Origin of the sequence: Ensifer sp. 2TAB8 (assembly GCF_052115125.1) — a bacterium.
Classification (GTDB): Bacteria; Pseudomonadota; Alphaproteobacteria; order Rhizobiales; family Rhizobiaceae; genus Ensifer.
Genome location: NZ_JBFRGB010000036.1, coordinates 1 through 14696 on the forward strand (window position 1 = coordinate 1; position 14696 = coordinate 14696).

The following is a 14696-nucleotide window of genomic DNA, read 5'->3' on the forward strand; positions in this document are numbered from 1 at the left end:
AGCGGCAGGGATACCCTTGCCCTCGACGATCGCGGCATAGGCTGCCGCAACGCGATCCCAGCGATTGTCGCGATCCATGGCATAGAAACGGCCGCTGACCGTGACGACCGCCGTGTCCTCGGGAAGCCCGTCGGCAAGTTGCTTCAGATACTCTCCGGCCAATCCGGGCGGCGTGTCGCGTCCGTCGGTAAAGGCATGGACGACCGAGCGGATGCCAAGATCGCGAAGCGCCCGCGCAAGGGCTGCGATATGAAGCAGATGGGCATGCACCCCACCCGGCGATACGAGACCAAGAAGGTGGCAAACGCCGCCCGTCCGGCCGAGCACATCGGGCAAGCCGCTCTCGGCAAGACGTTGGCGCAGACTGCCATCGGCGACCGCCGCGTCGATACGCGGCAGCTCCTGCATGACGATGCGGCCGGCGCCGATATTGAGGTGACCGACCTCGGAATTGCCCATCTGCCCCTCGGGCAGACCCACGGCAGGACCGTGCGTCGTCAACAGAGCATGCGGGCATTGCGACCATAGACGATCGAAATTCGGCGTGTTTGCCTGCAGCACGGCATTGCCATGCGGCTCTTCACGCCAGCCCCAGCCATCCATGATCATCAGGACAGTCGCTTGTTTCTCGCTCACTACGTGCCTCCATCGTTACCGCCGCGGTCTTCCGTCATCTTCTCGCGCCGGTCAAGCACCGATGGCTAACCTTCGCTGCCGGGCATAAGCGCAGAGACGCCACCATCCACGAAAAGCGTGGTTCCGTCGATGAAATCTGAATCGGAGGAGACTAGGAACAGGATCGCGCGGGCGAGATCGTCCGGAACGCCTGGCCGGTCGCGCAGGTTGACGACAGGACGGGTCGGGTCGAACACGTCCTTGCCCACCGGTGAGCCGATCTTGTTCGGCACCACGCAATTGATACGGATACGATGCTTGGCGAGCTGTATCGCCAGCGAACGCGACAGATTGGTCACGCCTGCCTTGGCGGCCGTATAGGCGACAGCGCGCGGACGTCCATAAAACCCCGATATTGCATGAACGCAAAGCGGGCGAATGTCGATGCGGCATTTGATGAATTTTTGTGCGACACGTCCAAGATGTGCCTGCCGCATGGTCGCCCGGAAACGATGGTCGTTGGCCCCCCGAGAAACGACAGCGAATGCTCGAATAAAGCGTCTATGTTGTGTGAATGACGAATGACAGATCGATCAGCTTTCGAAGCCTGAGGCCAAGAGGTCCCCACCAGCTGTCACATTTCCGGCAGGCCAGCCTTTCGGAAGCCGTCGACAAAGTGGTCGCGAACAGATGCATCGCGTAGCGGCTGGGAGCTGAGCCAATGGCCGATCGTGAAATGTGGGTGGGCGATCAGGAACAATTCTGCTTCTCGCCGCGCCTCCTCACGGTGGCCCAACTGCGCAAGCGTAGCAGCCAGGAATTTGCGTGAGTTGGTGCGATACGTGTCCTTCCTGCGGAGTGTAGCGGCTGCCGCCACATAGTCGCGCGCGGCGTATTGCGCCTGACCAAGATGACAAAGATACCAGCAGGTCGGATAGGGATTGAGCCGCAGCGCTTTTTCGATCTGCGCTAGTCCGTCGGCAACCCTGCCGTCCAGCACGGACATGTCCGACATGGCGGCCCAGGTGTCGGCGTGGTTGGGGTCCAGCTCCAGAGCCTTGGCGAAGGCCGCCTCCGATTCCTCCCATCGCCACTCATAGGCCAAAATGGTCCCCAGAACGTAACGGCAGCCGGCATCGTTGGGATCCAGATCGACCGCCTTCTGCGCGAACGTCGCCGCCATCCGACGGTTAGGATTTTCGGGCTCGCCGAAATGAGTCCAGGCAAGCCAACGGTTATACGCCAGCAGACCGAGCGCCTCGGCGTATGATGGCTCGAGCTCAACCGCGCGCTGGAGAAGCATATAGGCCTCACGCTCAGTTTGCGGCGACTCTTCCGTCAGGAGGCGGGCGCGCACACACAGATCGTAGGCCTCAAAGTTCTTCGGCCGATTGCGCTGCGTCGGGATGGTCAGCCGGCCGACGAGGGCTTCAACAATCTTGGCGTTAACTTCATCCTGCAATTCGAAAACATCTTCCACCGTCCGGTCAAACCGGTCAGCCCACAAGTGCTGGCCGGCAAGCGCGTCGATCAATTGGGCATTGATGCGGATACGGCCATTTGCGCGTCTGGCGCTCCCCTCGAGGACGTAGCGGACGCCGAGTTCCTGGGCGACCAGCCGTACGTCGACCGGCTTGCCCTTGTAGCCGTAGACGGAATTGCGCGCGATCACGAACAGGCCGGCGTTGCGGGAAAGGTCGGTGATCAGGTCCTCGGTCAAGCCGTCGACAAAAGGCGCGTCCGCTTCATCCCCACTCATATTCGTGAACGGCAATACAGCGATCGAGGGATATTCGGGCAGCGGCAATATGCTCTGCAGCGCATCCGGCCAATGCCACACGTGGACCGGACGAGTCAGGTTCTTCAGGTGGCGTTCGCCTGCATCAAAGAACCGGTCGCCAATCTTGCCAACGATCTCGCCGTGAACCTTGGCCGAAATGCAGATACCTCCCGGTGCGGCCTGCGTCTCGAGGCGCGCCGCGACATTGACGCCGTCGCCGAGGACGTCTGAACCGTCGTCAATGACATCTCCCAGATTGACGCCTACACGCAAAAGCAGGCGCCGGTCTCCGGAAGCCTCAACAGCAGTGGTGCCCCGTTGCATTTCCAACGCTGCTACGACCGCGTCCACCGCGCTACCGAATTCGATTAAGAATCCGTCGCCCATGACCTTGAAGAGGCGACCGTTGTTGCGCATCACAGCCGGCTCGATAACACCAGAACGGAGTTCCCTGAGGTCCGCCAGCGTTGCGGCTTCATCAGCCTCCATCAGGCGCGAATATCCCACCACATCGACAACGACGATGGCGGCAAGGCGACGCTGAAGAGATTGATCCGTCATGTGAGGGCAAGCCTAACGACCGAGTTCGCAAATTATTGTTCAGCCGCGGGTCAGTCACAAGTGGCAAGAAGTAATGCCCGGCGACCTCCACCTCCATCGAGCCGTCAACCTTCGTTGTGACCGACGGCGTCGAAGTGGACGACACGGAAATGAGTGTCCGCTGCAAAGCGGACGGTTCTTGAACGCCTGGTAATGGGCGGCGAGCGGGGCTTTCGGCAGAAGTGGCCAGTTCTGTTCGCGAAACGGCATTCCGGGGAAGACCCGAACTGCAACTGCGCCAAGTCTGCATCCCTGGCCAACTCTCCAGGTGCGGCCAGTCTCCTTCCTGCCCAATTGAGACGCTCGGGCCGCGCTTGCCCGGTATCCGCTCCAGACGCTCCTTCAACGTTCAGATCACCCGACGAGCGGAAGCGGCAGCACGGATGCCTCCTGCCCCTTGACCGGGGTCGAACCGGCGATGTGGCATCATCGCATGGCGAAATCGGATGGCCCCTGCACCAGGCGATCGTTTCTTATCAAAACGCTATCAAGCCAATGATTGGTCCACTTCCCGCCCAAGCCGCAGTACCTCCCAAACCAGCAGGTCGAGATCTTCCGGGCAGGTGCGGTGATTGCAGATCGCTGCCCGCAAGCAGTGCTTCCCCCGGATCGTTGTGTCAGAAAGCGCCGCGATACCTGCCTCCTGCAGGCGCAGCATCACTTCCAGGTTGATCTCCTTTAGTCGCTCTTCACTGTGCCCATCGGGCGCATAGCGAAAGCAGACGATGTTGATCTCGGGCTCTGTGACAAGTTCCAAGGGCGGGTGTGAGCGCACGAGACCTGAAAGCCACGCAGCCTGCGCAATGTTTTGGTCAATCAGCCGGCCAAACTTGGCAACACCATGCTCCATCAGTGCCATCCACACCTTCAGCGCTGCAAAGCCGCGGCTGGTCTGCAGTCCGAATTCGTAGAGCCATTGGCCGGAAGCGATGCCGCGTGACATGCCTTGGAGATATTCGGGCGAAACGGCGAATGTCTCCCGGTGCTTCGTCCGGTCCCGCACAAGCGCGCAACCGACTTCGAACGGGGCATGCAGCCACTTGTGCGGGTCGAGCGCGACGGAATCCGCCCGCTCGATGCCCTTGACGCGCCAGGCGTTCCCAGGCGCGATTGCCACGAGCGCACCGATGCACCCGTCGACATGAAACCAGAGCTCCTCCTCTGCGGCGATCGCGGCCAAGGCGGCGAGATCGTCGACCGCGCCGGAATTGACCGTACCGGCAGTGCCAATGACGCAGGCAGGCCTGAAGCCCAGCGCGCGATCCTCGGCGATTGCCGCGCGAAGCGCCTCAAGGTCGATGCGGTAATGGGAATCAGTGGGGATCCGTCTGAGTGCCTTGTTGCCGAGGCCGAGCGTCTCGACCGCCTTGCGATGGCAGGAATGAACCTGGTCCGAGGCGTAGAAACGCATTGGCTGCTTCAGGGCTGCGACACCCTCTTCGCGCAGGTCAATCCCTGCCATGACGTTGCGGGCAACCGTCAGCCCAACCAGATTGGCCACAGAACCGCCGCTCACCAGGGTACCGCTCGCCGTCTCGGGCAAGCCGATCATGTCGCGGAGCCAGCCGACGACCTGCTGGTCAACGAGGGCGGCGGCATGGCGGCCGCCCCCGAGATTGGAACCCTGGATCGCGGCCACGAAATCACCGAGTGCTCCGGTGAAGTTGCCGGAACCCATGTACCAGGACCAGAACCGTGGATGGATGTTGCCCATCGGATAGGCGAGTACCGTGTCCTTCACCTGCCTGTAGACGTCTTCGAGCGGCATCGGCCGATCCGGGACCGGCGCCCGGTACAGCGCTTCGATCTCGTCGGGCAGCGGTCGCCAGAGCGGACGCTCGCGCACGCGGCCGAGATGGTCGACGGCATCGTCGACAATCCGGTGGGCGAGTGCCGCGACGGACGACCAGTCCGCGGGGTCGAGAGTTTCCGGAGTTGCGAGAACGTCCGGCTGCTCAAGCGACCCCTCACTCGCATCAAACAATTGCGCTTCCATCGCCTTTTCCTCTATTCTGCCGCCAGCTGGAAGCCGGGCGTGGATCGCGACAACTCCATCTCCTCGTCATCCATGTCAGCCGGGATCGTTTCGAAGAGCGGCGTCGACAGATAGCGCTCCCCAGTGTCGGGCAGCATGCAGAGGATCACCGAGCCGGCCGGCGCATGCTCCGCGATCTGGCGCGCAACGCCGAAGGTTGCCCCGCCCGAAACGCCCGTGAAGATGCCCTCTTTCTGAGCAAGCGCCTTGGCCCATTCCATCGCTTTCGGACCGGCAATCGGGACAAGTTCGTCATAGTAGCGGTTGTCGACCGCCTCCTGCAGGACGTCGGGTATGAAGTCCGGTGTCCATCCCTGGATTGGATGCGGCTCGAAGGCTGGATGGCTGGCCGCCGGCGCACCGCCTGCTCCCCGCTGCTGCACATGGCCGCTGCCGAGCAATTGCGCGTTGGCGGGCTCGGCAAGCACGATCTTCGTCTCGGGCCGTTCGCGGCGTAGCACGCGGGATACGCCGACGACCGTGCCGCCGGTACCGTAGCCTGTGACGAAGTAATCCAAGCGGGAGCCGGCGAAGTCGTTGACAATCTCCCGTCCGGTCGTCGCCTCGTGGATCGCAGCGTTGGCTGTGGTCTCGAACTGCCGGGCGAGGAACCATCCGTTCTTCTCGGCGAGCTCCACCGCCTTGCGATACATGCCCAGGCCCTTTTCGGCGCGCGGCGTTAGCACGACCTTGGCGCCGAGCATGCGCATCAGCCGGCGGCGCTCGACGGAGAAGCTATCGGCCATGGTGACGACGAGCCGATAGCCTTTTTGTGCACAGACCATCGCCAGTCCGATGCCGGTGTTACCGCTGGTGGCCTCGACCACGGTTTGTCCGGGCTTCAGCTTGCCGCTGCGCTCGGCCTCCTCGATGATCGCAACCGCGAGCCTGTCCTTCACCGACGAGGCCGGATTGAAGTACTCCGCCTTGACATAGATCGTCGCGTTGCCGACGCCGAGATTGTTGACACGGATCGCCGGTGTATCGCCGATCGTCTCCAGCACGCTGTCGAAAAGCCGCCCGCGGCCGCTCGTGGTTCTCAGTCCTGAATTGGTAGCCATTGCGTCCTCTCACTCTTCCGGATGCTAGGTTCGGCGAGGGATGCTAAAGTGCCTGCGTGGGAGCCAGCGTGGGAGTGCGCATGGGAACGGATGGCCCGGACGTGGTTTTTTCGGCAAAGGGGCTGGAACTGCGGCTCCTCGGACCGCTGAAACTCGTGCGCCGCGGGGTGGCCGTGCCACTACCGCCGTCGCGCAAGGTGCGCGCGCTGCTCGCCTATCTGGCCGTAACGCCCGGTTCGGTTCCCCGTCAGCGGCTCTGTGATCTGCTCTGGCAAGTGCCGAGCGATCCGCGCGGTGAATTGCGCTGGAGCCTCAGCAAGATCCGCTCGCTCATGGAGACGGATGGCCGCAAGCGCGTGATCACCGCCGACGACCGGATTTCACTTGATCTCGAAGGCTGTGACGTCGACGTGCGCTACCTCCTGGAAGCAAGGCGGCGCGGTGTCCGAAACCTCGATCTGGAGGTATTACGAACGATTGCGGGGCGATGCGGAGGCGATCTGCTCGAAGGCGTCGAGATCGACAACAGCCCTGCCTTCGAGCATTGGCTGACATCCGTGAGGAGCGAATTTCGCCTGTACGCGCTGGAGATCGCAGCAGAAATCGGCAAAAGAACACCCATCGGGGGTGAGGACGGCTTGCCGGCAGCCCGGCAATGGCTCGACCTCGCCCCGCTCGACGCAGACGCAAATATCCGCTTCCTGGCGGAACTGTCCCACAGGCGGATGAGCGACGCCTGCGCCCGGCATCTCGATGCGGCAGCACGCCTCTTTGCCGATGAGGGCGAGGACTTCGCACCGATCCAAGAGGCATGGGAACGCCTCCGGCCCCTGCCCCGGCAACCGGCGGTCGTCACCGTTTCTGACGGTGTTGGCAAACCTCCCGAACCCACCCACATGACGGTCTCGCGCCGCGCCTCGATCGCCGTCATGCCGTTCCGCGAACTTGTCGCGGGCCCGGCGGGCCGGCACGATCTCGGAAGCGCGGTCGCGCATGACGTCATCAGCAAGCTGGCACGCTTGCGCAGCCTCTTCGTGATTGCCCGAGGCTCCGTCTTTGCCATTGCCGGCGCGAAGCTCGAACTGCCGGAAATCGGCCGTCGGCTCGGCGTCGACTATGTCGCCACCGGCTTCCTGGAACAGCACGAACTCGGGATCGGAGTGACCGTGGAGGTCGCCGAGGCAGCCACTGCCCGTATCGTGTGGACCGAGCAGTTCGAGGCGCGCTCGGCCGAGCGCTTTGCCCTCGTCGACGAGATCAGCAACAGCATCGTGTCGTCGATCGCGGCTGAAATCGAGAACGAAGAACGCAACCGCGCGATCCTGAAACATCCGGATTCGCTTGATGCCTGGGAGGCCTATCACCGCGGCCTCTGGCATATGTTTCGCTTCACCGCCGAGGAAAACGAGCGCGCCGCCGAGTTCTTTCGGCTGTCGACCCGCCTCGATCCGACCTTCTCACGCGCCCATGCGGGCCTCTCCTTCACACACTGGCAAAGGGCCTTCCAGCGCTGGGGCGACCGCGACGGCGAGATCCGGCACGCGCTCAAGGCCGCCGGGCAGAGCCTGTTGGTCGACGACCAGAACCCCGCCGCGCACTGGTCGATGGGGCGTGCCCTCTGGCTGACCGGAGACCACGACCAGGCGGTGCGCGAACTGGAGCATTCGGTCCATCTCAGCCCCAACTTCGCCCTCGGCCACTACGCGCTCGCCTTCGTGCACTCCCAGTCCGGCGATCCCAACGCGGCGATCGCTGCGTCCGATCATTCGCGGCTCTTGAGCCCCTACGATCCCCTACTCTTTGGTATGCTCGGAACCCGGGCTATTGCCCTCATCCGGCTGGGCGCTTTTGAGGAGGCGGCAACTTGGGCGGTCAAGGCCGCAGCCCGCCCGAACGCGCATGTCCACATCCTCGCGATCGCCGCCCATTGCCTCGCACTCGCCGGGCGCATCAGTGAGGCTCGTAGCTTTGCAGCCAAGATCCGGCTTCAAAACCCGGACTACCGAACGGACAATTTCCTCGACGCCTTCCACTTCACGCCCGAGGTCATCGGCCAATACCGCGAAGCGGCGGTCTTGGTTGGGCTGGATACCTGAATGATAGACCGAGAAGCTTGGCTCTGGGCGCGGTACTTCGGTACTCGACCCTTCTACCGGGGATCAACGCCGCCGGAACAGTGAACCGACGTTCGACAACATCCTGCAACACGTGAAGAACCGATGGTCGAAATCGTGGTCATTGTTCATCGCTCCGGAACCGCTTCTTTGCAGTTGTCGTCACGCTCGGCGGCTCGCAATAGGCGACCGTTAAACGCCGGAGCACGACCATGCGCGCCTGCGGGCGGCCTGCCGCATCAGCAGAACACAGGTTGACGAACCTCAATCCACCGGCCCGGCCGCGCCAGCGGCCGGGTGTTCCAGGCAACCCTTGAGCCCGATCTTGAGATCGACGCCGCGCACGGGTCTGAGCTCGAAGCTGCGGTTCGGCAGATCCTTCATCCATTCCGGCGCAAAGGCTTCCGTTCTATCGCCTCGCGCTCGCTTAGACCGAGCGCATCTCAAGCATGTCGAGTCGCAAGGGGCGGCCGCTGCCCCTTCCTTCGCGGTCTCGGCTCACCGAACCTAGGCCGGCGTTTCCAGGGCATTGTCGGACCTTCTTCGTTGCTCGCGGCTGATCGCCAGGCGGCGGACGATGACATAAAACACCGGTGTCAGCACAAGCCCGAACAATGTAACGCCGAGCATGCCCGCGAAAACCGCAATACCCATGACATGCCGCATCTCGGCCCCTGCCCCCGTTGCGATCACAAGCGGCACGACACCGGCGATGAAGGCGAGCGACGTCATCAGGATCGGCCGCAGGCGAAGCCGGGCAGCCTCAAGAACTGCGCTTAGCGGATCAACGCCTTCATCTTCCTTCCCCCTGGCGAACTCGACGATCAGGATCGCATTTTTGGCAGCGAGACCCACCAGAACGACGAAGCCTATCTGCGTGAAGATGTTGTTGTCGCCGCCCGTGAACCAGACGCCTGCGATCACGGACAGCAACGCCATCGGCGCGATCAGCAACACAGCGAAGGGCAACGACCAACTGTTGTACTGCGCCGCGAGGATGAGAAACGCCAGCAGAACAGACAGTGGAAAGACGTACATAGCCGTGTTCCCGGCTTGTTTCTCCTGATAGGCGAGGTCCGTCCATTCAAAGGCCATACCGGGTGGCAACGCTTCCGATGCGATCCGTTCTATGGCTGCAGTCGCTTGCCCGAAGGAGTATCCGGACGCCGGGCTGCCACTGATATCGGCCGACGGGAAGCTATTATAATGCATGACGCGATCCGGTCCCGAACTGTGTTTGATAGTCAGCAAGGCCGATAACGGAATCATTTCGCCCGCCGCGTTGCGCACCTTCAGTCGACCGATGTCCTCCGGCTGCATACGGAATGGCGCGTCCGCCTGGACCATCACGCGGTAGGTGCGGCCAAAGCGATTGAAATCGTTAGCATAGAGTGAGCCAAGGTTGACCTGTAGCGTCTCGAAGATCGTGTTGAGCGGCACCCCCTGCGACTTCGCCTTCACCCGGTCGATGTCCACCTGCACCTTTGGGGCATTCACTTGGAAGCTCGCGAGCATGCCGGCCAGCTCAGGCGTTTGCATCGCCTTGCCCATGATCGCTCCCTGCGCTTGCGCCAACGCCTCGAAGCCAAGCCCCGCTCGATCCTCGATCTGGAATTTGAACCCGCCGGTAGCACCCAGGCCCGGAACGGGCGGTGGCGGGAAAATGCCGGCAAACCCATCGGGTATCTGGCTGAACTTGCCCATGAGGCGACCTGCGATCGCGAAAGCAGACAAAGAAGGATCCTTGCGCTCATCGAAGGGTTTCAGCATCGTGAAGATCACGGCGGCATTGGGAATATTGACCATGCCGTTGACCGAAAGCCCCGGGAAAGCGACAACACTTTCCACGCCCGGTTCAGCAAGCGCTATCTCCGACATTGTCTTGACCACCGCCTCGGTCCGGTCGAGCGAGGCTCCGGTCGGCAGTTGGGCGATGCCGACCAGGTAGTACTTGTCCTGCGCCGGCACGAACCCGTTGGGCACGGTCTGGAACCCCACCCATGTCATGCCGACCAGGCCGGCATAGACGAACAAGACGACCACGCTGAACCGAACCGCGCGGCGGACCGACCAGACATAGGCATTCGAGGCCCTGTCAAAGAAGCGGTTGAACAGCTGGAAGAACCAGCCGAACAGGCGGTCGATTGCACGGGTCAGGAGATCACGCTTCACATCGCCATGGTGCGGCTTGAGGAGCACGGCTGCGAGCGCCGGAGAAAGCGTGAGGGAATTGACGGCCGACAGGATGGTCGAGATTGCGATGGTGAGCGCGAACTGCCGGTAGAATTCCCCTTGCAGCCCGGAGAGGAATGCGGAGGGAATAAACACGGCCGACAGCACCGAGGTAATGGCAATGATCGGCCCGGTCACTTCGTCCATGGCCTTGCGCGCGGCCTCCTTCGGCGTTTCGCCAAGTGCGATATGACGCTCCACGTTCTCGACGACAACGATGGCGTCATCGACCACAATCCCGATCGATAGGACAAGGCCGAACAGAGACAACGTGTTCAGCGAGAAACCGAACATGTACATGAAGGCGAATGTGCCGACCAACGATACCGGCACGGCAACCAGCGGGATGATCGAAGCGCGCCAGGTCTGAAGGAAGAGCACGACAACGATCACGACCAGGGCGATCGCTTCGAGCAGCGTCACCACCACGGCCTCCAGAGAGGCCTTCACAAAGACAGTGGGGTCGTAGGCGATGCGATACTCTATGCCCTCTGGAAAACCTTTCTGCAGTTCTTCCATCGTCCCGCGAATGGCACTTGCTACGTCGAGCGCGTTGGCGCCAGGGCTCTGGACGATCTGCAGCGCCAGCGCCGGCTTGCCGTCAAGAAGACTGCGCAAGGCGTAGGAATCTGCACCAAGTTCGACGCGGGAAACATCCCGAAGCCGTGTGATCTGACCATCTGTGCCTGTCTTGACGACGATGTCGCCGAACTGCTCTTCGGAGGAAAGCCTGCCGAGGGTGTTGACGGTAACCTGAAGTGCGGCCGAGGCGTCCGGCTGCTGGCCGACCGCTCCGGCGGCCACCTGAGCGTTCTGCTCCTGGATGGCCGCCACCACGTCGGAGGCAGTCAGGCCGCGCGCCGCTACCTTGGCGGGGTCGAGCCAGATCCGCATCGAATATTCGCCAGCACCCCAGACGAGCACGTCTCCCACACCAGCCAGGCGCGCGAGCTGGTCGCGCACCTGCAAGGTTGCGAAATTCGACAGGTATAGAGGATCGTAGCGATCGTCGGGCGAGACGAGATGCACGACCATCAGGATGTCGGGCGAGGTCTTCTGCGTCACAACGCCGATGCGCTGCACTTCCTGCGGTAGACGCGGAAGCGCGCGGGAAACGCGGTTCTGTACCTGGATTTGCGCCATATCGGGATCGGTGCCCTGCTGAAAAGTCACCGTCAGCGTCATGCGCCCGTCGGTCGCCGCCTGCGAGCTCATATAGAGCATGTTCTCGACGCCGTTGATCACCTGCTCAAGCGGTGCGGCAACCGTTTCGGCGATCACCTCGGGATTGGCGCCCGGATAGCTTGCGGTGACCTGTACCGTTGGCGGGGTCACCTGTGGGTATTCGCTGAGCGGCAGCTTCAGGAGTGTCAGACCGCCCCCGATCAGCAACAAGACCGACAGAACAACCGCGAAGATGGGACGGTCGACAAAAAAGCGTGGAATGTTCATCGATGCGCTTCCTGTGCTTCAGCCGCCACCCGGTCGGCTTCGGTGGATTGGCCGGGGAGCATCGACACCATCTGCGGATCCACTTGCATGCCGGGCCGAACAAGACCCTTGATAATGATCCTTTCGCCCGGCTTGATGCCGCTCGTAACAACGCGCAGGCCGTCAATTGTCGGTCCGAGTTCCACCGGGCGATACTCGGCCTTGTTCTCTACGCCAAGCGCCAAAACGTAGCGGCGGCCCTGATCAATCCCGATCGCCTGATCATCGATCAGCACCGTGTTGGCCGGCGCCGAGGTCACCAGTTTTACCCGTGCAAAGAGACCAGGAGCGAGCCGGCCGTCCGGGTTCTGGACGATGGCCCGGGCCCGGACTGTGCCGGTACCACGGTCGACCCGATTGCCTATAAAATCGAGGACGCCGGCATGGGGAAAGCCGGAATCGGTCATGAGGCCGACCTGCACGGGCAGCTTCCCGGTTGCATTGTCACTCTCGTCCGGGCGGGCGCGCGCAACGAAATCGAGAAAGGTGGCCTCATCTATATCGAAATAGACGTAGACCGGGTCCGTGGAGACGATCGTGGTGAGAAGCGTGGACGTTCCCTCGTAGCCGCCGGCAACCAGGTTACCCTCGGTGACAAGCACTCGATCGACCCGCCCGCCAATCGGCGCCGTGACGCGCGTGAAGGAGAGATCAAGCTCGGCTGCGGCCACTGCTGCCTTTGCGATTTCGACCTGTGCCTGACGCTGACGGCGTGTCGCCTCGGCATCGTCATAGGTCTTGCGCGACACGGTACCGTTCGGAGCCAGAGATTCGGCTCGCCCAAAAGCGATCTCGGCGTGGTCGAGCAGGACGGTCGCCTGCTTCAGCTGGGCCTTGGCGGCATCCAGCGCGACCTGAAACGGCCTGGGGTCGATCTGGAACAGGAGCTGACCTGAGCGCACGAGACCGCCTTCAGGAACGCTGACGAAGTCGATGGCCCCGCCGACGCGCGGGCGCAGGTCAATGGTCTTGGCCGCTTCGAGATGACCCGTGAACTCCACCGAAGGCGCGACCTCGCGCGTGACAACCTCGGCGACCGGAACCTGGGGTGTGGGCGCTCCCTCGGCTCCGGCCGCGACTGCCTCGGGCACACTGGCCGACGAGGCAAGCTCAAACAGACGATTGGCATAGGTTCCCGCTTCGTCGCTGTGGACAAAACCAAGAGTACCCCCGGTGACGGCGACACCGGTTAAAAACAGGATGGCGGCTTTTTTACTCATTCTCGTTCACCTTCATTTGCGCACGCTCCCGGCCCGCAGGAGGTGCGGCTATCGATTCTTGACGAAGGTGCGGTTTCCAACGATGGAAAGGTCAAGGCCCGCAGTTGGCCCCTCACATTCCGGGGCCATTTGTTTGTTGATCAAGTACGCCCTGGCGGCGGAAGCACCTTCCGATACAGTGAACCTTTGCTTCAGGGTGCGATCCACGCGCCACTTGCGGTGAGCGTTGGCACCCAAATCGGTACGGCGCAATTTGCCGGCAAGCAAATGCACGCTTGCCGGCGGCAGCAATAGCGCGCTTCAGTCTTCCCTTTTGTCAGGGAGAAGCGCAGCGATCTCAGGGGGCAAATTTGAGCTGCTTAAGTCATCGAGCCACTGACCAAATCGCGCAAAGCTGTGGGCGGCCTGGCCGAGCTGGGATTTGTCTCTACTCATATCCGACAGGATTGCATCAGCGAGCGCACGTGGCGTGGCGTGAGGGATAGTGGCAACCGGGTTGCCCTCTGGGTTCCATTCCACTCTACGCACAAAGGTGGCGATGAAACCCCAATCATAGGGGATGCAGACTTGTTGCTCATCGAGCGACATCGCGTGCCACGCACTTAGCGCAATGTCTGCAAGGTCGATAGCTGCCCGGCGCATCTCAATGCTGCTGGAGTTGTTCCATGTGGCGCGCAACGAGGGAGATGTACGAAGCGTGTCAGCATGTTGGTCCAAACGCAGATGGCGGCGTCAGAACGTTCAATATATTCGGTTTCATGCACGAACAGGGCACTCCTATTTGTTTGCCTTCTGGGTGCCGTATGCGTGCACCGAGTCTTAAACTTTAAGTTGAAATTTTGAATTATGCAGCGCTCTCGCACAAGGCGGACAAGCCGCTTTGCGCGCCGACGACTGGAGCGCGAACGTCACCTATTCCGGATCGACAATGTCCAAAGGCCAGGATCAGCCTCTCGCGTCCTTTTCCTGCAAAAGCCGAATGGCTAGATGCTGGAGCAGGATAATCGTTTTGGCGTCGCGAATGTCGCCACGGTTGACCATCTGCATCGCCTCAGGCAAGGCGATTTCCAGTACCTCTATGTCCTCGCCCTCGACAGATGAGCCGCCACCGGGCCCCACTTTGTGAGTCTCAGCATACTCGCCATAGAAAAATGCCAGATATTCCGTGACCGACCCGGGACTCATATAGACATCGAAGAGATGTGTGAGTTCAGAAACCTCATAACCCGTTTCCTCAATCAATTCCGAACGCATTCGCGTCGCCGGGTCAGCGCCTTCAAGCAGCCCCGCCGGTGCCTCGATCAGCGATGCCCCGCCTCCGTTCAATAGAACCGGCAACCGGAATTGACGGGTCAGCAAAACACGGCCACTTCCGGGATTGTACAACAGGCATGTCGCGCCATTGCCGCGATCATAGGTCTCTCGGGTCTGCCGTTGCCAGCTTCCATCCCTAAGCCTAAGTTCATACTCATACTTGGTCAGCCGTCCCCAATCATCTGCCAGTAAACGTTCTGAGATCAGGCGGAAAACACTGTCCATCAAGTTACC

General features: G+C 61.8%; 9 protein-coding genes and 1 pseudogene. 1 reads left to right on the plus strand and 9 read right to left on the minus strand.

Annotated elements, in window-relative coordinates; all coding sequences use genetic code 11:
- From AB4Z53_RS32515 to AB4Z53_RS32535, 5 genes and pseudogenes are all read right to left on the minus strand, one after another.
- A pseudogene (locus AB4Z53_RS32515) lies at positions 1-636 on the minus strand (2,3-bisphosphoglycerate-independent phosphoglycerate mutase); the annotation flags it as partial.
- Between the two features lie 65 nt (positions 637-701).
- Positions 702-1112, minus strand: a complete 411-nt coding sequence (locus AB4Z53_RS32520; RefSeq protein WP_441599423.1) for an SDR family NAD(P)-dependent oxidoreductase — start codon at positions 1110-1112, stop codon at positions 702-704.
- A gap of 137 nt (positions 1113-1249) precedes the next feature.
- Positions 1250-2956 (minus strand): adenylate/guanylate cyclase domain-containing protein, encoded by a 1707-nt coding sequence (locus AB4Z53_RS32525; RefSeq protein WP_441599424.1) that lies wholly within the window; start codon positions 2954-2956, stop codon positions 1250-1252.
- 526 nt (positions 2957-3482) lie between these two features.
- Positions 3483-4991: a pyridoxal phosphate-dependent decarboxylase family protein gene (locus tag AB4Z53_RS32530; RefSeq protein ID WP_441599425.1), complete on the minus strand. Its 1509-nt coding sequence runs from the start codon at positions 4989-4991 to the stop codon at positions 3483-3485.
- Between the two features lie 11 nt (positions 4992-5002).
- A complete protein-coding gene (locus AB4Z53_RS32535; protein WP_441599427.1) occupies positions 5003-6091 on the minus strand; it encodes a PLP-dependent cysteine synthase family protein in 1089 nt (362 codons plus the stop codon).
- Positions 6092-6171: 80 nt separating this feature from the next.
- Between AB4Z53_RS32535 and AB4Z53_RS32540 the strand changes: the two genes are divergently transcribed.
- Entirely contained in the window at positions 6172-8187 is a 2016-nt protein-coding gene (locus AB4Z53_RS32540) for a transcriptional regulator (protein WP_441599428.1), read from the plus strand.
- Between the two features lie 525 nt (positions 8188-8712).
- Here AB4Z53_RS32540 and AB4Z53_RS32545 read toward each other — a convergent pair.
- From AB4Z53_RS32545 to AB4Z53_RS32560, 4 genes are all read right to left on the minus strand, one after another.
- The gene (locus AB4Z53_RS32545; RefSeq protein ID WP_441599430.1) at positions 8713-11889 is read right to left on the minus strand and encodes an efflux RND transporter permease subunit; all 3177 of its coding nucleotides are present in this window, start codon (positions 11887-11889) and stop codon (positions 8713-8715) included.
- Positions 11886-13148, minus strand: coding sequence for an efflux RND transporter periplasmic adaptor subunit (locus AB4Z53_RS32550; RefSeq protein ID WP_441599432.1), 1263 nt, complete (start codon positions 13146-13148; stop codon positions 11886-11888). Before AB4Z53_RS32550 ends, AB4Z53_RS32545 begins: the two co-directional genes overlap by 4 nt.
- Positions 13149-13448: 300 nt before the next feature.
- The gene (locus AB4Z53_RS32555) at positions 13449-13790 is read right to left on the minus strand and encodes a hypothetical protein (protein ID WP_441599434.1); all 342 of its coding nucleotides are present in this window, start codon (positions 13788-13790) and stop codon (positions 13449-13451) included.
- 303 nt (positions 13791-14093) lie between these two features.
- Positions 14094-14687, minus strand: a complete 594-nt coding sequence (locus tag AB4Z53_RS32560; protein ID WP_441599435.1) for an NUDIX domain-containing protein — start codon at positions 14685-14687, stop codon at positions 14094-14096.
- Positions 14688-14696: the final 9 nt, after the last annotated feature.